Here is a 15313-nt window from a genome sequence, read left to right on the forward strand (position 1 = left end):
CAAATGCCCCAAAGTCGCCTTGGTCGCTTGCATGCGCAAGCTGCTGACCGTGCTCAATGCCATGGTCAGAACCAACAAACCTTGGGATAACGCGCTTCACGGCGCTTGACTCGGAAGACGGTTACTCAGTGCCGGCGGAAGTCGTCCAGGCGCGGCAGCTCCACCGGCACGCCGTTGGCGTCGCAGGTGCCGGCCTGGCACAGGCGCTCGCGCAGGCGCGGGGTGGCCTGGACGATGATGTGGAAGATGGTGTTCTGCTCCAGGGTGCCGCGCACCGCCTCCGCGCCCGGGCCGCGTGCCCAGATGCCCACGTCCTCGCCGCCGTGGGTCTCGGTCTTCAGCGGCACCAGCGCCTCCTGCATGTAGTCCGGATGGGTGGTGTCGACCTGGGTCAGGTCGGGGCGGCCCTGCGCCGGCTGCGAGGACGAGGGGTTGTGCGGATAGGTCTTCGGACCGGCCGGCTGGCGGTTGCTGGCGCCGGTATGGCCGGGGCCGTTGGCGTAGCTGAGGGTGGTGTAGGGCAGGCCGGTGGCGTCCAGGGCGTACTCGCCGGGCGCGGCGTCCTCGCCGCTGACGCCGCGCACCTTGTCCAGGATCGGATTGCCGCGCGCCGGATAGCCGACGAAGTTGAGCGTGTGCGAGTGGTCGGCGGTGACCAGGATCAGTGTGTCCTCCGGCGAGGTCATCTCCACCGCGGTGCGCACCGCCTCGGACAGGGCCACGGTCTCGTCCAGGGCGCGGTAGGCGTTGCCCATGTGGTGGGCGTGGTCGATGCGCGCGCCCTCGACCATCAGCACGAAGCCGTTGGGCTCGCGCGACAGGCGCCGGATCGCCTCGGCGGTCAGCTCGGCCAGGGTCGGCTCGGCGGCGCGGTCCTTCTCGTGCTCGAACTGCATGTGGTCGTGCTCGAACAGGCCCAGCACCGCCGGGGCGTCGGCGGCGGCCTCCAGCTGCTGCCGGTTCCACACGTACACGCCGCCGGGGTGGGCGGCCTTCCATTCGGCGACCAGGTCGCGGCCGTCGCGGCGCAGGCCGGTCTTGTCGGGGTACTCCGGATCGCGCTGCTCCACCGGCAGGAACTGCCCGCGGCCGCCGCCCAGCATCACCTTCGGGCCGGGGCCGAACGGGGTGGCGACCATCTGCCGGGCGATGTCCACGCAGCCCTGGGCGATGGCCTCGGCCGGCATGGCCGCGTCGTGCTCCCAGTTGCGGTCGGGCGAGTGCGCCCAGGTCGCTGCCGGGGTGGCGTGGGTCAGGCGCGCGGTGCTGACGATGCCGGTGGCCATGCCGGCGGCGTCGGCCAGCTGCAGCCAGGTCAGCCGGTGCTTGCCCAGGCTGTCGGCGCAGTCGTTGCGCTTGCCGGCGGACACGCCGATGGCGCCCATGTGGGTCTTCACCCCGGTGGTGATGGCGGTCATGGTGCCGGCCGAGTCCGGGGTCTGGGCATCGGTGTTGTAGGTCTTGCTGAAGGCGGTGTGCGGGAAGCGCTCCCAGCTGAGCAGGTTCTCCTCGCCGGGGCGACCGTTGCGCTGGCCTTCGAAGATGCGCGCGGCGGCCACCGTGGTCAGGCTCATGCCGTCGCCGAGGAACAGGATGACGTTCTTCGCCTTGCCCGACATGGCGCCATTGGCCGCGGCGGCCGCGGCGCCGTTGCGGTACCACCACTGCGGGGTCTCGCCATCGGGATGGGCGATGGCCGGAACCTGCACCCGCGGTGCGCTGGCCGGCGCAGGAGCCGTGGGCGGGGTGCTGGCGCAGGCGGCGGGCAGCAGGGCGGAGAGCAGGGCCAGGGGCAGGGCGCGGGTATGACGGGGCATTGCGGGTCCGGAATCGGCGCAGGTGGCCGCGCCAGGTCCGCGCTGGCGCGCGGCCACGGCCACGGTGCGTGCGTGGTGGGTGGGGCGCGCATTATCGGACGTTGCCAATGTCGTGCCTATGACATATCGGCGTTCCAGTGGCAGCATCGCCAGCCCGGTTGCATCCGGGTATCGTTCCGCCATTGCAGCATCCCGGATTGCAGATGAACCTGGTCAAGGCCTGGCTGGCCATTCCCTTCTGGCAGCGCGTGCTTGGCGGCTTCGTGCTCGGCGCCCTGGCCGGCTGGCTGCTGGGCCCGGCGGCGCAGACCTGGCTGGGCCCGCTGGGCACGGTCTACGTCAACCTGATCCGCATGATCGCGGTGCCGCTGGTGCTGTTCGCGGTGGTCAACGCGGTGGCCTCGCTGCACGGGCAGAAGTCGGTGGCGGCGCTGGGCGGGCGCACCTTCCTGTGGTTCGCCGTCACCGCCACCCTGGCGGTGCTGGTCGGCCTGGTGGTGGGCCTGGTGCTCAAGCCCGGCTACGGTCTCAGCGGCCTGGAGATGGCACCGGACTACAGCCCGCGCGAAGTGCCCGATCCGGTGCACGTGCTGCTGGACGTGGTGCCGGCCAACCCGTTCAGGGCGCTGACCGAGGGCAAGATCCTGCAGGTGATCTTCTTCGCCGGCCTGCTGGGCTTTGCCCTGGTCAAGCTGGGCGAGCGCACCGCGCGGCTGCGCGCACTGGCCGGCGAGGCCAGCGAGGCGATGATCCAGGTGACCCGTTTCGTCCTGGAGATGACGCCGCTGGGCACCTTCGGTCTGATCGCCGGGCTGGTGGGCAGCTACGGCTTCGAGAAGCTGCTGCCGCTGGGCAACTTCGTGCTGGCCCTGTACCTGGCCTGTGCCCTGCACATCGTGCTCACCTACGGTGGCCTGCTGCTGGCGCACGGGCTCAACCCGGTGCGCTTCTTCCGCGGCGCCGCGCCGGGCATGCAGGTGGCCTTCGTCAGCTCCTCCAGCTTCGCCTCCATGCCGGTGGCCCTGCGCAGCGTCACCCACAACCTTGGCGTGGACCGCGACTACGCCGCCTTCGCCGTGCCGCTGGGCGCCAGCATCAAGATGGACGGTTGCGGCGCCATCTATCCGGCCCTGACCAGCGTGTTCGTGGCCCAGTACTTCGGCCTGGACCTGTCGGTGAACCAGTACTTCGTGATCCTGCTGGCCTCGGTGCTGGGCAGTTTCGGCACCGCCGGCGTGCCGGGCACGGCCACGGTCATGGTGACCCTGGTGCTGTCGGCCGCGGGCCTGCCGCTGGAGGGTATCGGCTACCTGGTGGCCATCGACCGCATCCTCGACATGATGCGGACCATGACCAACGTGACCGGGCAGATGCTGGTGCCGGTGCTGGTGGCCAAGGAGACCGGCCTGCTCGACCGTGGCGTGTACGAGGCCGCCTCCAGCAACGTCGGTCTGGAGGATCCGGAGCGCGACCGCGCCGGCTGAGGGGCAGGCGGCCGCGCCCGGAGGGTGCCGGGAACGCGGAACGGCCCGCGCAGTGCGGGCCGTCCGGGGAGCCGCGACGCGGGCGGGGTCAGTTAGCTGCCCGGTTCGACCCGGCGGGCCTGCAGGAAGCGGTTGGCCCAGTAGCCGCTGGCCAGGCTGTCCACGCGCACGTCCTTGCCGCGGCTGGGAGCGTGCAGGAACATGCCGTTGCCCACGTAGATGCCCACGTGGTTGATGCGGCCGGGACCGAAGAACACCAGATCGCCCGGGTTGAGGCGGTCGCGGTCGCGGATCAGCTCGCCGCGCACCTGCGCGGCCATCTCCCGGGAGGCGCGCGGCAGCTCGATGCCCAGGGCGCTGCGGAACACGTAACTGACCAGACCGCTGCAGTCGAAGCCGCTGTCCGGCGAGCTGCCGCCCCAGCGGTAGGGCGTGCCCAGCAGCGACACGGCGGCCTTCAGCACCTGCTGCACGCGGCCTTCGGCCTGCGCCGGGGGCGCGGTGGCGTCCTGGCCGGCCTCCTGCTGGGTGGCGGCGAGCAGGCGGTTGACGTCGCCGGCGAAGTTGGCCGAGCTCTCCAGCAGCGGCAGGCCATCGCCCGGTCCCAGGTGCGGGAGCAGGGCGGCCAGGGTGGCGCTGGCGGCGGCATCCGCCCGGCGGCGCAGGCCGCCGCTGGCGGTGCCGGCCCCGGTGCCGCCCTGCGTGGCCTGGCCCGGGACGCCCGCCGGTGCGGGCGTGGCCGCCGCCGGGGCGGTGCCCGCGGACTCGACCGCCAGCGGCTCGGGCACGACCGGCGCCGGTTCCGGCGCGGGGGCGGCCGGCAGCGGGCCGGCCACGCCGGCCAGCGCGAGGGAGAGGAGGAGGCGGACCGACCGCGCGGAGCGGACGGCAGTGGCGGCTCGCGGGCCTGCGGTCAGGTCGTCGGCCGTCACGCGGCGGTCGGGAAACGGTGAAAGCCGCATGATGCCGCCTTCACGCGGCCCTGATGTTCACAAAAAGTTAAATTTCCGTTTGCCGGTCGGCCCGCGGTCACGTTTCCGGTCAAAGGACCCGGCGCGCGCCGGTGTAGTGCTGGCGCCCGTAGGGCGAGTCCAGGTGGTCCAGGCGGACCGTGCCGCCGGTGCTGGGGGCGTGGACGAAACGGCCCTCGCCCACGTAGATGCCCACGTGGTTGACCTGGCCACCGGAGCCGAAGAACACCAGGTCGCCGGCGGCCAGGCGCTCGGGCGGCAGCTTCGGGCCCTGCAGCCGGGCCAGCTCGCGCGAGCTGCGCGGCAGGCGCAGGTCCAGCATGTCGCGGTACACGTAGTTGACCAGGCCGGAGCAGTCGAAGCCGGTCTCCGGGCTGCTGCCGCCGTAGCGGTAGGGCGGGCCGACCAGGCTGGGTGCGCGCAGGATCACCGCGTTGGCGGCGGCCGGATCGGACGGGGCCACCTGCGGCCAGGCCCGGGTGGAGGCGGGCGCGGCGGGGCGTACCGCCTCGCGGCCGCAGCCGGCCAGCAGCGCGGCCAGCACCACGGCGGCCAAGGCCGCGCGCGCCGGTGCTGGCATGCGCGGGACAGGGGCGGGATAATGCAAAGCTTTCCTCACGCGGCCATCTTGGCCGCTTCCCCCGCGGCCGACAAGCCGTCCACCTCCTGCTGCCCATGGCGGCGGCAGCCAGCCCGAGTCCCGCATGAAGATCGAAAAAGACCGCGTCGTCCGTTTCCACTACACCGTTTCCGAGGTTGGCCAGCCGCCCCTGGAGAGCTCCAAGGACCGCGAGCCGATCGCGATCCTGATCGGCCACAACAACATCATCCCGGGCCTGGAGGCCGCCATGCAGGACCGCCAGGCCGGCGACAGCTTCTCGGTGGACGTGCCGGCGGCCGAGGCCTACGGCGAGCGCCGCGAGGGCCTGGTCCAGCGCATCCCGAAGAAGCACTTCGGCGACATGCGCCTGCAGCCGGGCATGCAGGTGGTCCTGCAGACCAACTTCGGTCCGCGCGCGGTGACCGTGCAGAAGGTCGGCCTGAGCGTGGTGGATGTGGACCTGAACCACCCGATGGCGGGCAAGGACCTGCACTTCGACGTGGAGATCGTGGAAGTGCGCGAGGCCACCGCCGAGGAGATCGAGCACGGCCACGTGCACGGCGACGGCGGCCACGAGCACTGAGCCCTGCCGCCGGTGGCACCCGGGACGGCCCGCTTCGGCGGGCCGTCCGCGTTTCCGGCCGCGGACGGCGCCGCCCGGCCGTTCAGGCCGGCAGCGGCATGGGCTGCGGTGCGGGCGCCACGGCCGGCTCCGGCTCCGGCGCCGGCGCGCCGGCCAGGCGGGCCAGGGCCTCGCGCACCGGGGCAAAGCTGCGCCGGTGCTGCGGGCAGGGGCCGTGGCGCTGCAGTGCGGCCAGGTGCGCCGGGGTCGGGTAGCCCTTGTGCACGTCGAAGCCGTACTCGGGGTACTGCTCGTGCAGCCGGGCCATCAGCCGGTCGCGGCTGACCTTGGCCAGGATCGAGGCGGCCATGATCGCGCGCTCCAGGCCGTCGCCGCCGACCAGGGCCTCGGCCATGCAGGGCAGGCCGCGTGGAACCATGTTGCCGTCGATGCGGGCCAGCTCCACCGGCGGCTGCAGGGCGCAGATGGCCCGGCGCATGCCCTCCAGGGTGGCCTGCAGGATGTTGAGCCGGTCGATTTCCTCCACCGGCACCATCTCCACGTGCCAGGCCAGGGCGCGCTCGAGGATGCGCGGGTACAGGGCCTCGCGCTCGGCGGGGGTGAGCTTCTTGGAGTCGTCCAGGCCGCGGATGCGGCGTGCGGGATCCAGCACCACCGCGGCCACCGCCACCGGGCCGGCCAGCGGGCCGCGCCCGGCTTCGTCCACGCCGCACACGCGCAGCTGGCGGCGGTCCACCGGGAACAGCCCGGTGCCGATGTCGCCGGGCCGGCCGCGCCGGCTCACCGCCGCGCCTCCGCCAGGCCGGGCAGGGACGCGATCGCCTCGGCCGCGCGCGCCGAGGCGTCCTGGCGCAGCTGCAGGTGCAGGTCGCGGTAGCGCGGCTGCAGCGCGGCCACCGCCTCCGGCGAGCGGAACCAGTGCAGCACCGCGTCGGCCAGGCGGTCGGGGGTGCAGTCGTCCTGCATCAGCTCCGGCGCCAGGTCCTCGCCGGCCAGCACGTTGGGCAGCGCGTAGCGGTCCACCTTGAGCAGGCCCAGCAGGCGCACCAGGCCGTAGGTCAGCGGGGCGACGCGGTAGCCGACCACCATCGGCCGCTTGGCCAGCATCGCCTCCAGGGCCGCCGTGCCCGAGGCCAGCAGCCCCACGTCGGCCGCGTCGAGCACGGTGCGTGCCTGGCCCTGCAACAGCAGGCACTGCCGCTCCGGCAGGGCGGAGGCGGCCAGCTGCTGGCGCAGCAGGCCGCTGCAGGCCTCGTTGGCGGCCGGCACCACCACGCGCAGCTCCGGGATGGCTTCCATCACCCGCCAGGCGGCTTCGAAGAAGATCCCGCCCAGGCGTTCGATCTCGCCCAGGCGGCTGCCCGGCAGCACCGCCAGCACCCGGGCACCGGCCGGCAGGCCCAGGGGCGCGCGCGCCGCAGCGCGGTCCGGCTCCAGTGGCATCTCGTCGGCCATCGGGTGGCCGACGAAGCGCGCGTCCACGCCGTGGCGGGCGTAGATCTCCGGCTCCATCGGGAACAGGCACAGCACCCGGTCGGCGCTGGCGCCGATCTTCTCCGCGCGGCCCTCGCGCCAGGCCCACACCGAGGGGCTGACGTAGTGCACGGTGCGCACGCCGCGCTGGCGCAGCCAGCGCTCCACGCCGAGGTTGAAATCCGGCGCGTCGATGCCGACGAACACGTCCGGACGCCAGTCCAGCACCCTCTGGCGGAACTCGTTGCGCAGGCGCAGCAGGCGCGGCAGGTGGCGCAGCACCTCGGCCAGGCCCATCACCGCCAGCTCGCTGGCGTCGTTCCAGGTCTGCACGCCGGCCGCGCGCATGGCGTCGCCACCGATGCCGGCGACTTCCGCGGCCGGGAAGCGGCGGCGCAGCGCGGCGACCAGGCCGGCGCCGAGCGCGTCGCCGGAGGCCTCCCCGGCGACCAGGGCGATGCGCAGGCCGGCGCTGGCGGGACCGGGCGCGTCCATGCTCAGCGCAGCAGCGGCCGTTCGCCGCCTCCCAGGAACTCGACCAGCAGGCGCACGTCCTCGCTGGACTGCGCCTGTTCGGCCAGCTTCTCGCGCGCCTCGGCCAGCGGCAGGCCGGCCACGTACAGGGTGCGGTAGGCGCGCTTGATCGCGGCGATGCGCTCGGGCGAGAAGCCGCGGCGCTTCAGGCCCTCGGTGTTGATGCCGCGCGGCCGGCCCAGCGAGTTGCCGCCGACCATGGTGTAGGGCGGCACGTCGCCGTTGACCAGCGCGCCCATGCCGATGAAGGCGTGGGCGCCGATGCGGCAGAACTGGTGGGCACCGGAGAAGCCGCTCATGATCACCCAGTCGTCCACGACGACGTGGCCGGCGAGGGTGGTGTTGTTGGAGAACACGCAGTTGTTGCCGACGATGCAGTCGTGGGCCACGTGCGTGTAGGCCAGCATCCAGTTGTCGTTGCCGATGCGGGTGACGCCGCCGCCGTTGCCGGTGCCGCGGTTGAGGGTGACGAACTCGCGGAACAGGTTGCGGTCGCCGATCACCAGCTCGGTGCGCTCGCCGCCGAACTTCTTGTCCTGCGGGTCGCCGCCGATGGCCGCGTGGCCGACGAAGCGGTTGTCGCGGCCGATGCGGGTCGGCCCGGTGAAGCTGCAGTGCGGGCCGATCTGGCAGCCGTCGCCGATCTCGACCTCCGGCCCGATGTAGGTGAAGGCGCCCACGGTCACGCCCTGGCCCAGGCGCGCGCCGGGATCGACCACGGCGGTGGGATGGATGCGGGTGGAGGAATCGTTCATCGCGGGACTCCCGGCGTGGGGGTGGACGGGGTCATTCGCGGGTTCCGGCGCAGAGCACCTCGGCGCAGGCGACCACCTCGCCGTCGACCTTGGCCTCGCCGTAGTACACGGCCATGTTGCGGATGACGCGCTTGATCTGCACGTGCAGCTCCAGCACGTCGCCCGGCACCACCTGCTTGCTGAAGCGGGCGTTCTCCACCTTGACCATGTAGAACAGCTTGGACTGTGCGTCGCGGCCCAGCGACAGCTGGGTCAGCACGCCGCCGGCCTGGGCCAGGGCCTCGATGATCAGCACGCCCGGCATGATCGGCTGCCCGGGGAAGTGGCCCTGGAAGAACGGTTCGTTGATGGTGACGTTCTTGCGGGCGACGATGCGCTTGCCCTCGAGGTCCAGTTCCACCACCCGGTCAACGAGCAGGAACGGATAACGGTGCGGGATCAGCTCCCGGATGGTGTTGACGTCGACAGGAAGTTGCACGTTTTCGTTCATTCGGGACTTTCCTGGAGGGAAGCGTTGACCCTGCGCGCCAGCGCGTCCAGCTGCTTGAAGCGGGCCGCGTTCTTGCGCCAGGTGCGGTTGTCCGTCAGCGGCGTGCCGGAGGAGTACTCGCCCGGCTCGCGGATGGAGTGGGTGACCAGCGACATGGCGGTGACCGTGACCTTGTCGGTCACCTCCAGGTGGCCGAGGATGCCGGCGCCGCCGCCGACCAGGCAGTAGCGGCCGATGCGCGCGCTGCCGGCTGCGGCCGAACAGCCGGCCATGGCGGTGTGCGCGCCGATGCGCACGTTGTGGCCGATCTGCACCAGGTTGTCCAGGCGCACGTCCTCCTCGAGCACGGTGTCCTCGAGCGCGCCGCGGTCGATGCAGGTGTTGGCGCCGATCTCGCAGTCGTCGCCCACCACCACGCCGCCGAGCTGCGGCACGTTGATCCAGCGCCCGTTCTCCATCGCCAGGCCGAAGCCGGGGGCGCCCAGCACCGCCCCCGGCAGGATGCGCACGCGCCTGCCCAGGCGCACGCGCGTCACCAGCGTGACCCGTGCCACCAGCTCGCAGCCCTCGCCCAGCTCGCAGTCCTCGCCGATCACGCAGCCCGGGCCGATGACGCAGCCGGCGGCCACGCGGCTGCGCGCGCCGATGGTGACGAACGGGCCGATGTGCGCCTGCGGCGAGACCTCCGCATCGGGGTCGATCACCGCCGAGGGGTGGATGCCCGGCTCGCGCACCGGTACCCGCTCGAACAGCGCGGCGATGCGGGCGAAGGCCGCGTAGGGATCGCGCGCCACCAGCGCGGTGCCGGGCACGGCCTCCGCGTCGTCGGCGCGCACCACCACCACGCCGGCGCGTGCGGCGGCCAGCTGCGGGCGGTAGCGCGGGTTGGCGAGGAAGGCCAGCTGTTCCGGCCCGGCATTGGCCAGTGTGGCCACGCCGCGCACGACCGTCCGGCCGTCGCCATGGAGCTGCAGGGAGAAGCGTTCGGCCAGTTCGGCGGCGGTGTAGGCGGGGGTTTCCATGCCGCGCATTCTAGCCTTACGCGGGAGCTCCCCAGCCCCTCGCACGGCTCAGCGCCGCGCCAGCAGCACCAGCAGCGCGCCGGTGCCGCCCTGCGCCGGCGGCGCCGAATGGAAGGCCAGCACCTCGCCGCGCTGGCGCAGCAGGCGGTCCACGAGGTTCTTGAGCACCGGCACGCCCGGCTCGGCGCTGCCCTTGCCGTGGATGATCCGTACGCACCCGTAGCCTGCGGCCACCGCCTCGGCCAGGAAGCGCGCCAGCATGGTCTCGGCCTGCAGCGCGCTGGCGCCGTGCAGGTCCAGCTCGTCCTGCACGGCGAACTGGCCGCGGCGCAGGCGCTGCCAGGTGCGCGCGTTGACGCGCTCGCGGCGGAAGGCGGAAGGATCGCCGCGCAGCAGCAGCGCCTCGGGCGTGTCGGCCAGGCGGTCCAGGCGTTCGGCCTGCGTCTCCGCCGGCCGCCGCGCCGGGCGCGGCCGCGGCCGTTCCGGGACGTGCGCCGCGCCCTTGCGCAGCGGCACCACCTTGCCCACCGCGGCGCGGAACAGCGCGGCGTCGTCGTCTTCGTCCTCGTGCATGGGCACAGGGTATCGGCAGCGGCGCCGGGCGCAAGCGTGTGCGCCGGTGCCGGGAACCCGGGCGGACGCTTCCGGTATCATGCGTCCGTTTCCGAGGAAGCCCATGCGCGTACTGGTAAGCAATGACGACGGTGTGGACGCTCCGGGCATCCACGCCCTGGCCCGGGGCCTGCGCGAGGCCGGCCACGAGGTCTACGTGGTCGCGCCCGACCGCGACCGCTCCGGCGCCAGCAACTCGCTGACGCTGGACCTGCCGATCCGGGTCAAGCGGCTGGACCACTACACCTGCTCGGTGGCCGGCACGCCGACCGACTGCGTGCACCTGGCGCTGACCGGGATGTTCGAGTTCGAGCCGGACATCGTGGTCTCGGGCATCAACAACAGCGCCAACCTGGGCGACGACGTGATCTATTCCGGCACCGTGTCGGCGGCGATGGAAGGACGTTTCCTCGGCCTGCCGGCGGTGGCGGTGTCGCTGGTGACCCGCAACCACCAGGGCGAGCACTACGCCACGGCCGCGCGCGCGGCCGTGGAGATCGTGGCGCGCCTGGGTGCCGATCCGCTGCCGGCCGACACCATCCTCAACGTCAACGTGCCGGATCTGCCCTGGGAGCGGCTGCGCGGCTTCGAGGTCACCCGCCTGGGCAACCGCCACCGCGCCGAGGCGTGCATCCCGCAGCCGGACCCGCGCGGCAACACCGTGTACTGGATCGGCCCGGCCGGCCCGGAGCAGGACGCCGGCCCCGGCACCGACTTCCACGCGGTGCGCACCGGCCACATCTCGATCACGCCGATCCACGTGGACCTGACCCGCTACCAGGCGCTGGAGAAGGTCGCCGGCTGGGTCGGCGGGCTCACCGCCACGCTGGCCGGCGCGAGGGAGGGCACAGCATGATGGCGCGTCTGCGGCTGCAGCCCCAGGCGGTGGGCGTGGGCATGACCTCGCAGCGCGTGCGCGACCGCCTGGCCGAGCGCCTGCGCGAGGCGGGCATCGCCGACGAGCGCGTGCTCAACGTGATCCGCACGCTGCCGCGCCACCTGTTCGTGGACGAGGCGCTGGCCAGCCGTGCCTACGAGGACACCGCCTTGCCCATCGGCCACGGCCAGACCATCTCGCAGCCGTGGGTGGTGGCGCGCATGACCGAGGAAGTGCTCTCCGCCGGGCCGAAGAAGGTGCTGGAGGTGGGGACCGGCTCGGGCTACCAGGCCGCGGTGCTGGCCGCGCTGGGGCTGGAGGTCTACACCGTCGAGCGCATCGGGGACCTGCTGCGGCAGGCGCGCAAGCGCTTCCGCTCGCTGGGCCTGAACGTGCGCAGCAAGCACGACGATGGCCGCATCGGCTGGCCGGAGTACGCGCCGTTCGACGCCATCCTGGTCACCGCCGCGGCCCCGGCGCTGGTGCCGGACCTGGTCGAGCAGCTGGCACCGGGCGGCGTGCTGGTCGCGCCGGTGGGCGGCGCCTCCGGGCAGTCGCTGCTGCGGCTGGAGCGCAAGGCCGACGGCGGCATCGAGGAGCGGACGCTGGCGCCGGTGGTGTTCGTGCCGCTGCTGGCCGGGACGCTGGACTGACGCCATGGCCGCCACGCCGCGCCCCGGCCACGACGCCCCGCTCGGCGAGCAGCTGGCCGCGATCATCGAGGCCCTGCCGGAGGACCGGCTGAGCCTGCGCGAACTGCTGGATGCCCTCGGCGACGAGGGCCTGCTGCTGCTCACCATCCTGCTGACGCTGGTGTTCCTGATCCCGGTCTCCATTCCCGGCGTGAGCACCGTGTTCGGCGCGGCGATCCTGCTGGTGGGCGTGAGCCGCGTGGCGCGGCGCCCGCTGTGGCTGCCGGCGCGGCTGAAGGACCGGGCGCTGCCGGCCGACCGCCTGCGCCCGGGGCTGATGGCTGGGATGAAGTGGGTCCGCCGCATGGAGCGCATCAGCCGGCCGCGGCGGCTGCGCCTGTTCGTGGACGGGCGTGCCATGGACCTGGCCAACAACCTGGCCTTCATCCTCGCCGCGCTGCTGCTGATGGCGCCGTTCGGCTTCGTGCCCTTCAGCAACACGCTGCCGGCCCTGGCCCTGCTGCTGTACGCGATCGGGATGATCCAGCGCGACGGCGGGGCGATACTGCTGGGGCACCTGGCCAACGTCGGGACCCTGGCCTACTTCGCGGTCCTGGTCGGCGGCGGCGGCATGGCCGCGCAGGGCCTGTTCGAGCGGCTGACCGGCTAGCGGCCGCACCCAAGGAAGCAGGAGACACGCACCCGCATGAGCACCACGATCCGTCCGGCACGCCCCTGGTTCCGCTTCGGCGCCCTCGTCGTCCTGGTCCTGCTGCTGGCCGCGTGCGGCAAGAGCACGGTGGTGCGCACGCCGGGCTCGCCGGCCCCGGCCGGTGGCTCGGTGGTGGTCGAGCGCGGCGACACCCTGTACGCCATCGCGCGGCGCCACGGCGTGGCCGTCGCCGACCTGGCGCGGTGGAACGGCCTGCAGCCGCCGTACACGATCTATCCGGGCCAGCGCCTGCGCCTGGGCCCGGCCTCCGGTGCCACCGCCGCCAGCACGTCCGCGCGCGGTACCGCGGCCAGGCCGGCCGCCGGCACCGGCACCGCCAAGCCGGCCGCGGGCGGCCCGGCCAGCAGCCCGGCCTCCGGCATGCCCTCCGGCACGCCCGCGGCGACGGCGTCCACCCCGGGCGTGCCGGCCAGCAGCGGCTTCACCTGGCGCTGGCCCGCGCAGGGCGTGCTGCTTCGGACCTTCGTCCCCGGCGACAACACCCGCCAGGGCATCGACATCGGCGGCAGCAGCGGCCAGCCGGTGGTCGCCGCGGCCGACGGCGTGGTGGTGTATTCCGGCGCCGGCCTGGTCGGCTACGGCGAGCTGATCATCATCAAGCACGACGAGCACTGGCTGTCGGCCTACGGCCACAACCGCAAGCGCCTGGTCGGCGAGGGCCAGGCGGTGAAGGCCGGCCAGCAGATCGCGGAGATGGGGCGCACCGGCACCGACCGCGACATGCTGCACTTCGAGATCCGCTACAACGGCAAGCCGGTCGATCCGCTGCGCTACCTGCCCAAGCGGTAGCGGCCGCGCCGCCGCGGCCCGGCCCGGCCCGGCCCGGCCCGGCCGCCGTACCGCCCGCGCCGGTCAGCGTGCGGCGGCGGCGCGCCGCGCCGCACGCTCCACCAGCCCGCGGTCGCCTTCCTCGTACAGCCGCTGCAGGCGCATGCGGGTCACCCGCCAGCCGTCGGCGCCGCGTTCCAGACGGTGGGTGTAGATCCCGCCGACCGTCCACGACTCCGTGCCGATCCAGTGCGTGGCCCGTACGTGGCGGGGGGCGGTGGCCACCGCGCCGGCGCCTTCGACGTGGGTGTTGGTGACCAGGGGCTGGTGGCGTCGAAGCCCGGCAGCAGTGCCTGCCACTGTGCCAGCAGTGCGGCCCGTTCCAGGGCCGCGGGCTGGCCGCCGAACAGGCTGGTGTAGTCGAGCTCGACCTGCGGCGCGAGCAGGCGCTCCAGCCGCGGCCAGGCGCGCAGGTCGGCGAACAGGCCGATGCCGGCGACCACCCCGGCGATCTCGGCGTGCGCGGCCGCGCCGGCGGCCCGCAGCGCCCGCAGGGGGCTGCGCAGGAGGCCGAACCGGCTCATCGCGCCGCCGCCCCGCCGGCCGCCAGCCAGCGCCGGAAGTACGCCACGGCCGCATCCGCCGCGGCGTGACCGGGCCGTCGGCGTCGTAGAAGTCGAACTGCGGCACCCCCTCCAGCCACAGCGCCTCCTTCGGCCCGGCCAGGCCCTCGAAGAAGCGGCGCGCGCCCTGCGGGATGGCGGCCGCCTCGCTGTGCACCAGCAACACCGGCCGGGCCACCGCCGGGGCGATGGCGATGCCGTCGAACTCCAGCCAGCCGCGCCAGAAGGCCGGGTCGGCCTCATTGCGCCAGTCCGGGACCAGGCCGCGGTCCGGCTCGGTGTAGTAGGGCACGTCGAACATCAGCGCGCCGCGGTCGGTGCGGCTGGCGATGGGCACGAACGTCTGCCGCCCGGTTTTGCGGAAGCGGGCCTCGGCCTCGTCGCCGGCGCGGAGCAGCGCGTCCACACCCGCGGCGCCGCCGTAGGTTTCCTCCAGCACCGCGCGGTCGTGCAGCCAGGGGGCGACCAGCGCCAGCGCGCGCATGGCCGGCGCGCGGGCGGCGGCATGGGCCATGTAGCCGGCACCGACGCAGATGCCCAGGCCGCCCAGGCGCGTGGCGTCCACCGCCGGGTGGGTGGCCAGGAAGCCGAGCGCCGCCTCGATGTCCTCGACCTTGCGCGCCGGGTCCTCGAACTGGCGCCGGTCGCCGCCGCTGCGGCCCCAGCCGCGGAAGTCGAAGGCCAGCGCCGCCAGGCCGCGTTCAGCCAGGGCACGGGCCTAGCAGCTTGTTGAAATTCTCCCGCGCCAGAGCTTGCTTTCAAGCCCTCTGTTTGCGATATCGACCTCAGCCATAGTGGAGGGCGTGGGATGCGCGGTGCAGACGTCACTCGGGAATCGTTGTTCACGGTCGCCAAGCTCGCCGACTTCGTCCCGGCGAACCATCCGCTTCGATCCATTCGGGAGCTGGCCGATGAGGCGCTCAGGCGCATGAGCGGCCTGTTTTCGGCGCTGTACGCCGATACCGGCCGCGCCTCCATCGCGCCGGAGAAACTGATGCGGGCGCAGCTGCTGCAGCTGTTCTACTCGATCCGGAGCGAGCGGATGCTGATGGAGCAGCTCCACTACAACCTGCTGTTCCGCTGGTTCGTCGGTATCGCGATCGACGAGCCGGTCTGGGATCACTCCGTGTTCTCGAAGAACCGGGATCGTTTGAACGGAAACGAGGTGGCGAGCGAGTTTCTGGCCGAGGTGGTGCGGTTGGCGGAAAAGCGGGGCCTGATGTCGGACGGGCATTTCTCGGTCGACGGCACGCTGCTGCAGGCGTGGGCCTCGCACAAGAGCTTCCGTCCCAAGGATGGGACGCCGAAGGACCCACCGGGTGGTGGGCATCGCAACGC

General features: G+C 73.1%; 17 protein-coding genes and 1 pseudogene. 8 read left to right on the forward strand and 10 right to left on the reverse strand.

Annotation, left to right across the window (positions count from 1 at the left end; all coding sequences use genetic code 11):
* Nucleotides 1–109, forward strand: a pseudogene (locus CR938_RS11865) (IS110 family transposase); the annotation flags it as partial.
* Nucleotides 110–125: 16 nt separating this feature from the next.
* Here the strand turns inward: CR938_RS11865 and CR938_RS11870 are convergent.
* A complete protein-coding gene (locus tag CR938_RS11870; RefSeq protein WP_162125214.1) occupies nt 126–1817 on the reverse strand; it encodes an alkaline phosphatase family protein in 1692 nt (563 codons plus the stop codon).
* 203 nt (nt 1818–2020) lie between these two features.
* Between CR938_RS11870 and CR938_RS11875 the strand changes: the two genes are divergently transcribed.
* A complete protein-coding gene (locus tag CR938_RS11875) occupies nt 2021–3301 on the forward strand; it encodes a dicarboxylate/amino acid:cation symporter (protein ID WP_162125215.1) in 1281 nt (426 codons plus the stop codon).
* 92 nt (nt 3302–3393) lie between these two features.
* On the opposite strand, the gene CR938_RS11880 is transcribed toward CR938_RS11875, so the two are convergent.
* Nucleotides 3394–4233, reverse strand: coding sequence for a C40 family peptidase (locus CR938_RS11880; protein WP_246191078.1), 840 nt, complete (start codon nt 4231–4233; stop codon nt 3394–3396).
* 109 nt (nt 4234–4342) lie between these two features.
* Entirely contained in the window at nt 4343–4852 is a 510-nt protein-coding gene (locus CR938_RS11885; RefSeq protein ID WP_162125217.1) for a C40 family peptidase, read from the reverse strand.
* Between the two features lie 124 nt (nt 4853–4976).
* Here CR938_RS11885 and CR938_RS11890 point away from each other — a divergent pair, with 124 nt between their 5' ends.
* Nucleotides 4977–5456: an FKBP-type peptidyl-prolyl cis-trans isomerase gene (locus CR938_RS11890; protein WP_162125218.1), complete on the forward strand. Its 480-nt coding sequence runs from the start codon at nt 4977–4979 to the stop codon at nt 5454–5456.
* 82 nt (nt 5457–5538) lie between these two features.
* Here the strand turns inward: CR938_RS11890 and CR938_RS11895 are convergent, their stop codons facing one another.
* The 6 genes from CR938_RS11895 to CR938_RS11920 are packed head-to-tail and all read right to left on the reverse strand — an operon-like array spanning nt 5539 to nt 10303.
* Nucleotides 5539–6213, reverse strand: a complete 675-nt coding sequence (locus CR938_RS11895; RefSeq protein WP_246191079.1) for a ribonuclease HII — start codon at nt 6211–6213, stop codon at nt 5539–5541.
* 23 nt (nt 6214–6236) lie between these two features.
* The gene (gene lpxB, locus CR938_RS11900; RefSeq protein WP_162125220.1) at nt 6237–7424 is read right to left on the reverse strand and encodes a lipid-A-disaccharide synthase; all 1188 of its coding nucleotides are present in this window, start codon (nt 7422–7424) and stop codon (nt 6237–6239) included.
* Between the two features lie 2 nt (nt 7425–7426).
* Nucleotides 7427–8218 carry an acyl-ACP--UDP-N-acetylglucosamine O-acyltransferase gene (gene lpxA, locus CR938_RS11905; RefSeq protein WP_162125221.1) on the reverse strand — a complete coding sequence of 264 codons (792 nt, stop codon included), beginning with the start codon at nt 8216–8218 and terminating at the stop codon, nt 7427–7429.
* 31 nt (nt 8219–8249) lie between these two features.
* On the reverse strand, nt 8250–8708 hold the full coding sequence (gene fabZ, locus CR938_RS11910; RefSeq protein ID WP_162125222.1) for a 3-hydroxyacyl-ACP dehydratase FabZ: 459 nt from the start codon (nt 8706–8708) through the stop codon (nt 8250–8252).
* Nucleotides 8705–9730, reverse strand: a complete 1026-nt coding sequence (gene lpxD / locus CR938_RS11915; protein WP_211365227.1) for a UDP-3-O-(3-hydroxymyristoyl)glucosamine N-acyltransferase — start codon at nt 9728–9730, stop codon at nt 8705–8707. Before lpxD ends, fabZ begins: the two co-directional genes overlap by 4 nt.
* A gap of 48 nt (nt 9731–9778) precedes the next feature.
* Nucleotides 9779–10303 carry a Smr/MutS family protein gene (locus CR938_RS11920; RefSeq protein WP_162125224.1) on the reverse strand — a complete coding sequence of 175 codons (525 nt, stop codon included), beginning with the start codon at nt 10301–10303 and terminating at the stop codon, nt 9779–9781.
* A 103-nt stretch (nt 10304–10406) separates the two neighbouring features.
* Between CR938_RS11920 and surE the strand changes: the two genes are divergently transcribed.
* From surE to CR938_RS11940, 4 genes are read left to right on the forward strand one after another with little or no spacing between them, the layout of a single operon-like run.
* Nucleotides 10407–11198, forward strand: coding sequence for a 5'/3'-nucleotidase SurE (gene surE / locus CR938_RS11925; RefSeq protein WP_162125225.1), 792 nt, complete (start codon nt 10407–10409; stop codon nt 11196–11198).
* A complete protein-coding gene (locus tag CR938_RS11930) occupies nt 11195–11872 on the forward strand; it encodes a protein-L-isoaspartate(D-aspartate) O-methyltransferase (protein WP_162125226.1) in 678 nt (225 codons plus the stop codon). Before surE ends, CR938_RS11930 begins: the two co-directional genes overlap by 4 nt.
* A gap of 4 nt (nt 11873–11876) precedes the next feature.
* Nucleotides 11877–12521, forward strand: a complete 645-nt coding sequence (locus CR938_RS11935) for an exopolysaccharide biosynthesis protein (RefSeq protein WP_162125227.1) — start codon at nt 11877–11879, stop codon at nt 12519–12521.
* A 36-nt stretch (nt 12522–12557) separates the two neighbouring features.
* Entirely contained in the window at nt 12558–13373 is an 816-nt protein-coding gene (locus CR938_RS11940; RefSeq protein WP_162125228.1) for a peptidoglycan DD-metalloendopeptidase family protein, read from the forward strand.
* A 63-nt stretch (nt 13374–13436) separates the two neighbouring features.
* Here the strand turns inward: CR938_RS11940 and CR938_RS11945 are convergent, their stop codons facing one another.
* A complete protein-coding gene (locus tag CR938_RS11945; RefSeq protein WP_281350273.1) occupies nt 13437–14684 on the reverse strand; it encodes a serine aminopeptidase domain-containing protein in 1248 nt (415 codons plus the stop codon).
* Nucleotides 14685–14783: 99 nt separating this feature from the next.
* Here CR938_RS11945 and CR938_RS11950 point away from each other — a divergent pair.
* A partial coding sequence (locus CR938_RS11950) for an IS5 family transposase (protein ID WP_162125230.1) occupies nt 14784–15313 on the forward strand: 530 nt, incomplete at its 3' end.

Origin of the sequence: Pseudoxanthomonas taiwanensis, assembly GCF_010093135.1 — a bacterium.
GTDB lineage: Bacteria > Pseudomonadota > Gammaproteobacteria > Xanthomonadales > Xanthomonadaceae > Pseudoxanthomonas > Pseudoxanthomonas taiwanensis.

Excerpts from the sequence above, each read along its gene's own strand:
- CR938_RS11870 (WP_162125214.1), bottom strand. The coding sequence starts at position 1,817 with ATGCCCCGTCATACCCGCGCCCTGCCCCTGGCCCTGCTCTCCGCCCTG.
- CR938_RS11875 (WP_162125215.1), top strand. The coding sequence starts at position 2,021 with ATGAACCTGGTCAAGGCCTGGCTGGCCATTCCCTTCTGGCAGCGCGTG.
- CR938_RS11885 (WP_162125217.1), bottom strand. The coding sequence starts at position 4,852 with ATGCCAGCACCGGCGCGCGCGGCCTTGGCCGCCGTGGTGCTGGCCGCG.
- CR938_RS11890 (WP_162125218.1), top strand. The coding sequence starts at position 4,977 with ATGAAGATCGAAAAAGACCGCGTCGTCCGTTTCCACTACACCGTTTCC.
- lpxB (WP_162125220.1), bottom strand. The coding sequence starts at position 7,424 with ATGGACGCGCCCGGTCCCGCCAGCGCCGGCCTGCGCATCGCCCTGGTC.
- lpxA (WP_162125221.1), bottom strand. The coding sequence starts at position 8,218 with ATGAACGATTCCTCCACCCGCATCCATCCCACCGCCGTGGTCGATCCC.
- fabZ (WP_162125222.1), bottom strand. The coding sequence starts at position 8,708 with ATGAACGAAAACGTGCAACTTCCTGTCGACGTCAACACCATCCGGGAG.
- lpxD (WP_211365227.1), bottom strand. The coding sequence starts at position 9,730 with ATGGAAACCCCCGCCTACACCGCCGCCGAACTGGCCGAACGCTTCTCC.
- CR938_RS11920 (WP_162125224.1), bottom strand. The coding sequence starts at position 10,303 with ATGCACGAGGACGAAGACGACGACGCCGCGCTGTTCCGCGCCGCGGTG.
- surE (WP_162125225.1), top strand. The coding sequence starts at position 10,407 with ATGCGCGTACTGGTAAGCAATGACGACGGTGTGGACGCTCCGGGCATC.
- CR938_RS11930 (WP_162125226.1), top strand. The coding sequence starts at position 11,195 with ATGATGGCGCGTCTGCGGCTGCAGCCCCAGGCGGTGGGCGTGGGCATG.
- CR938_RS11935 (WP_162125227.1), top strand. The coding sequence starts at position 11,877 with ATGGCCGCCACGCCGCGCCCCGGCCACGACGCCCCGCTCGGCGAGCAG.
- CR938_RS11940 (WP_162125228.1), top strand. The coding sequence starts at position 12,558 with ATGAGCACCACGATCCGTCCGGCACGCCCCTGGTTCCGCTTCGGCGCC.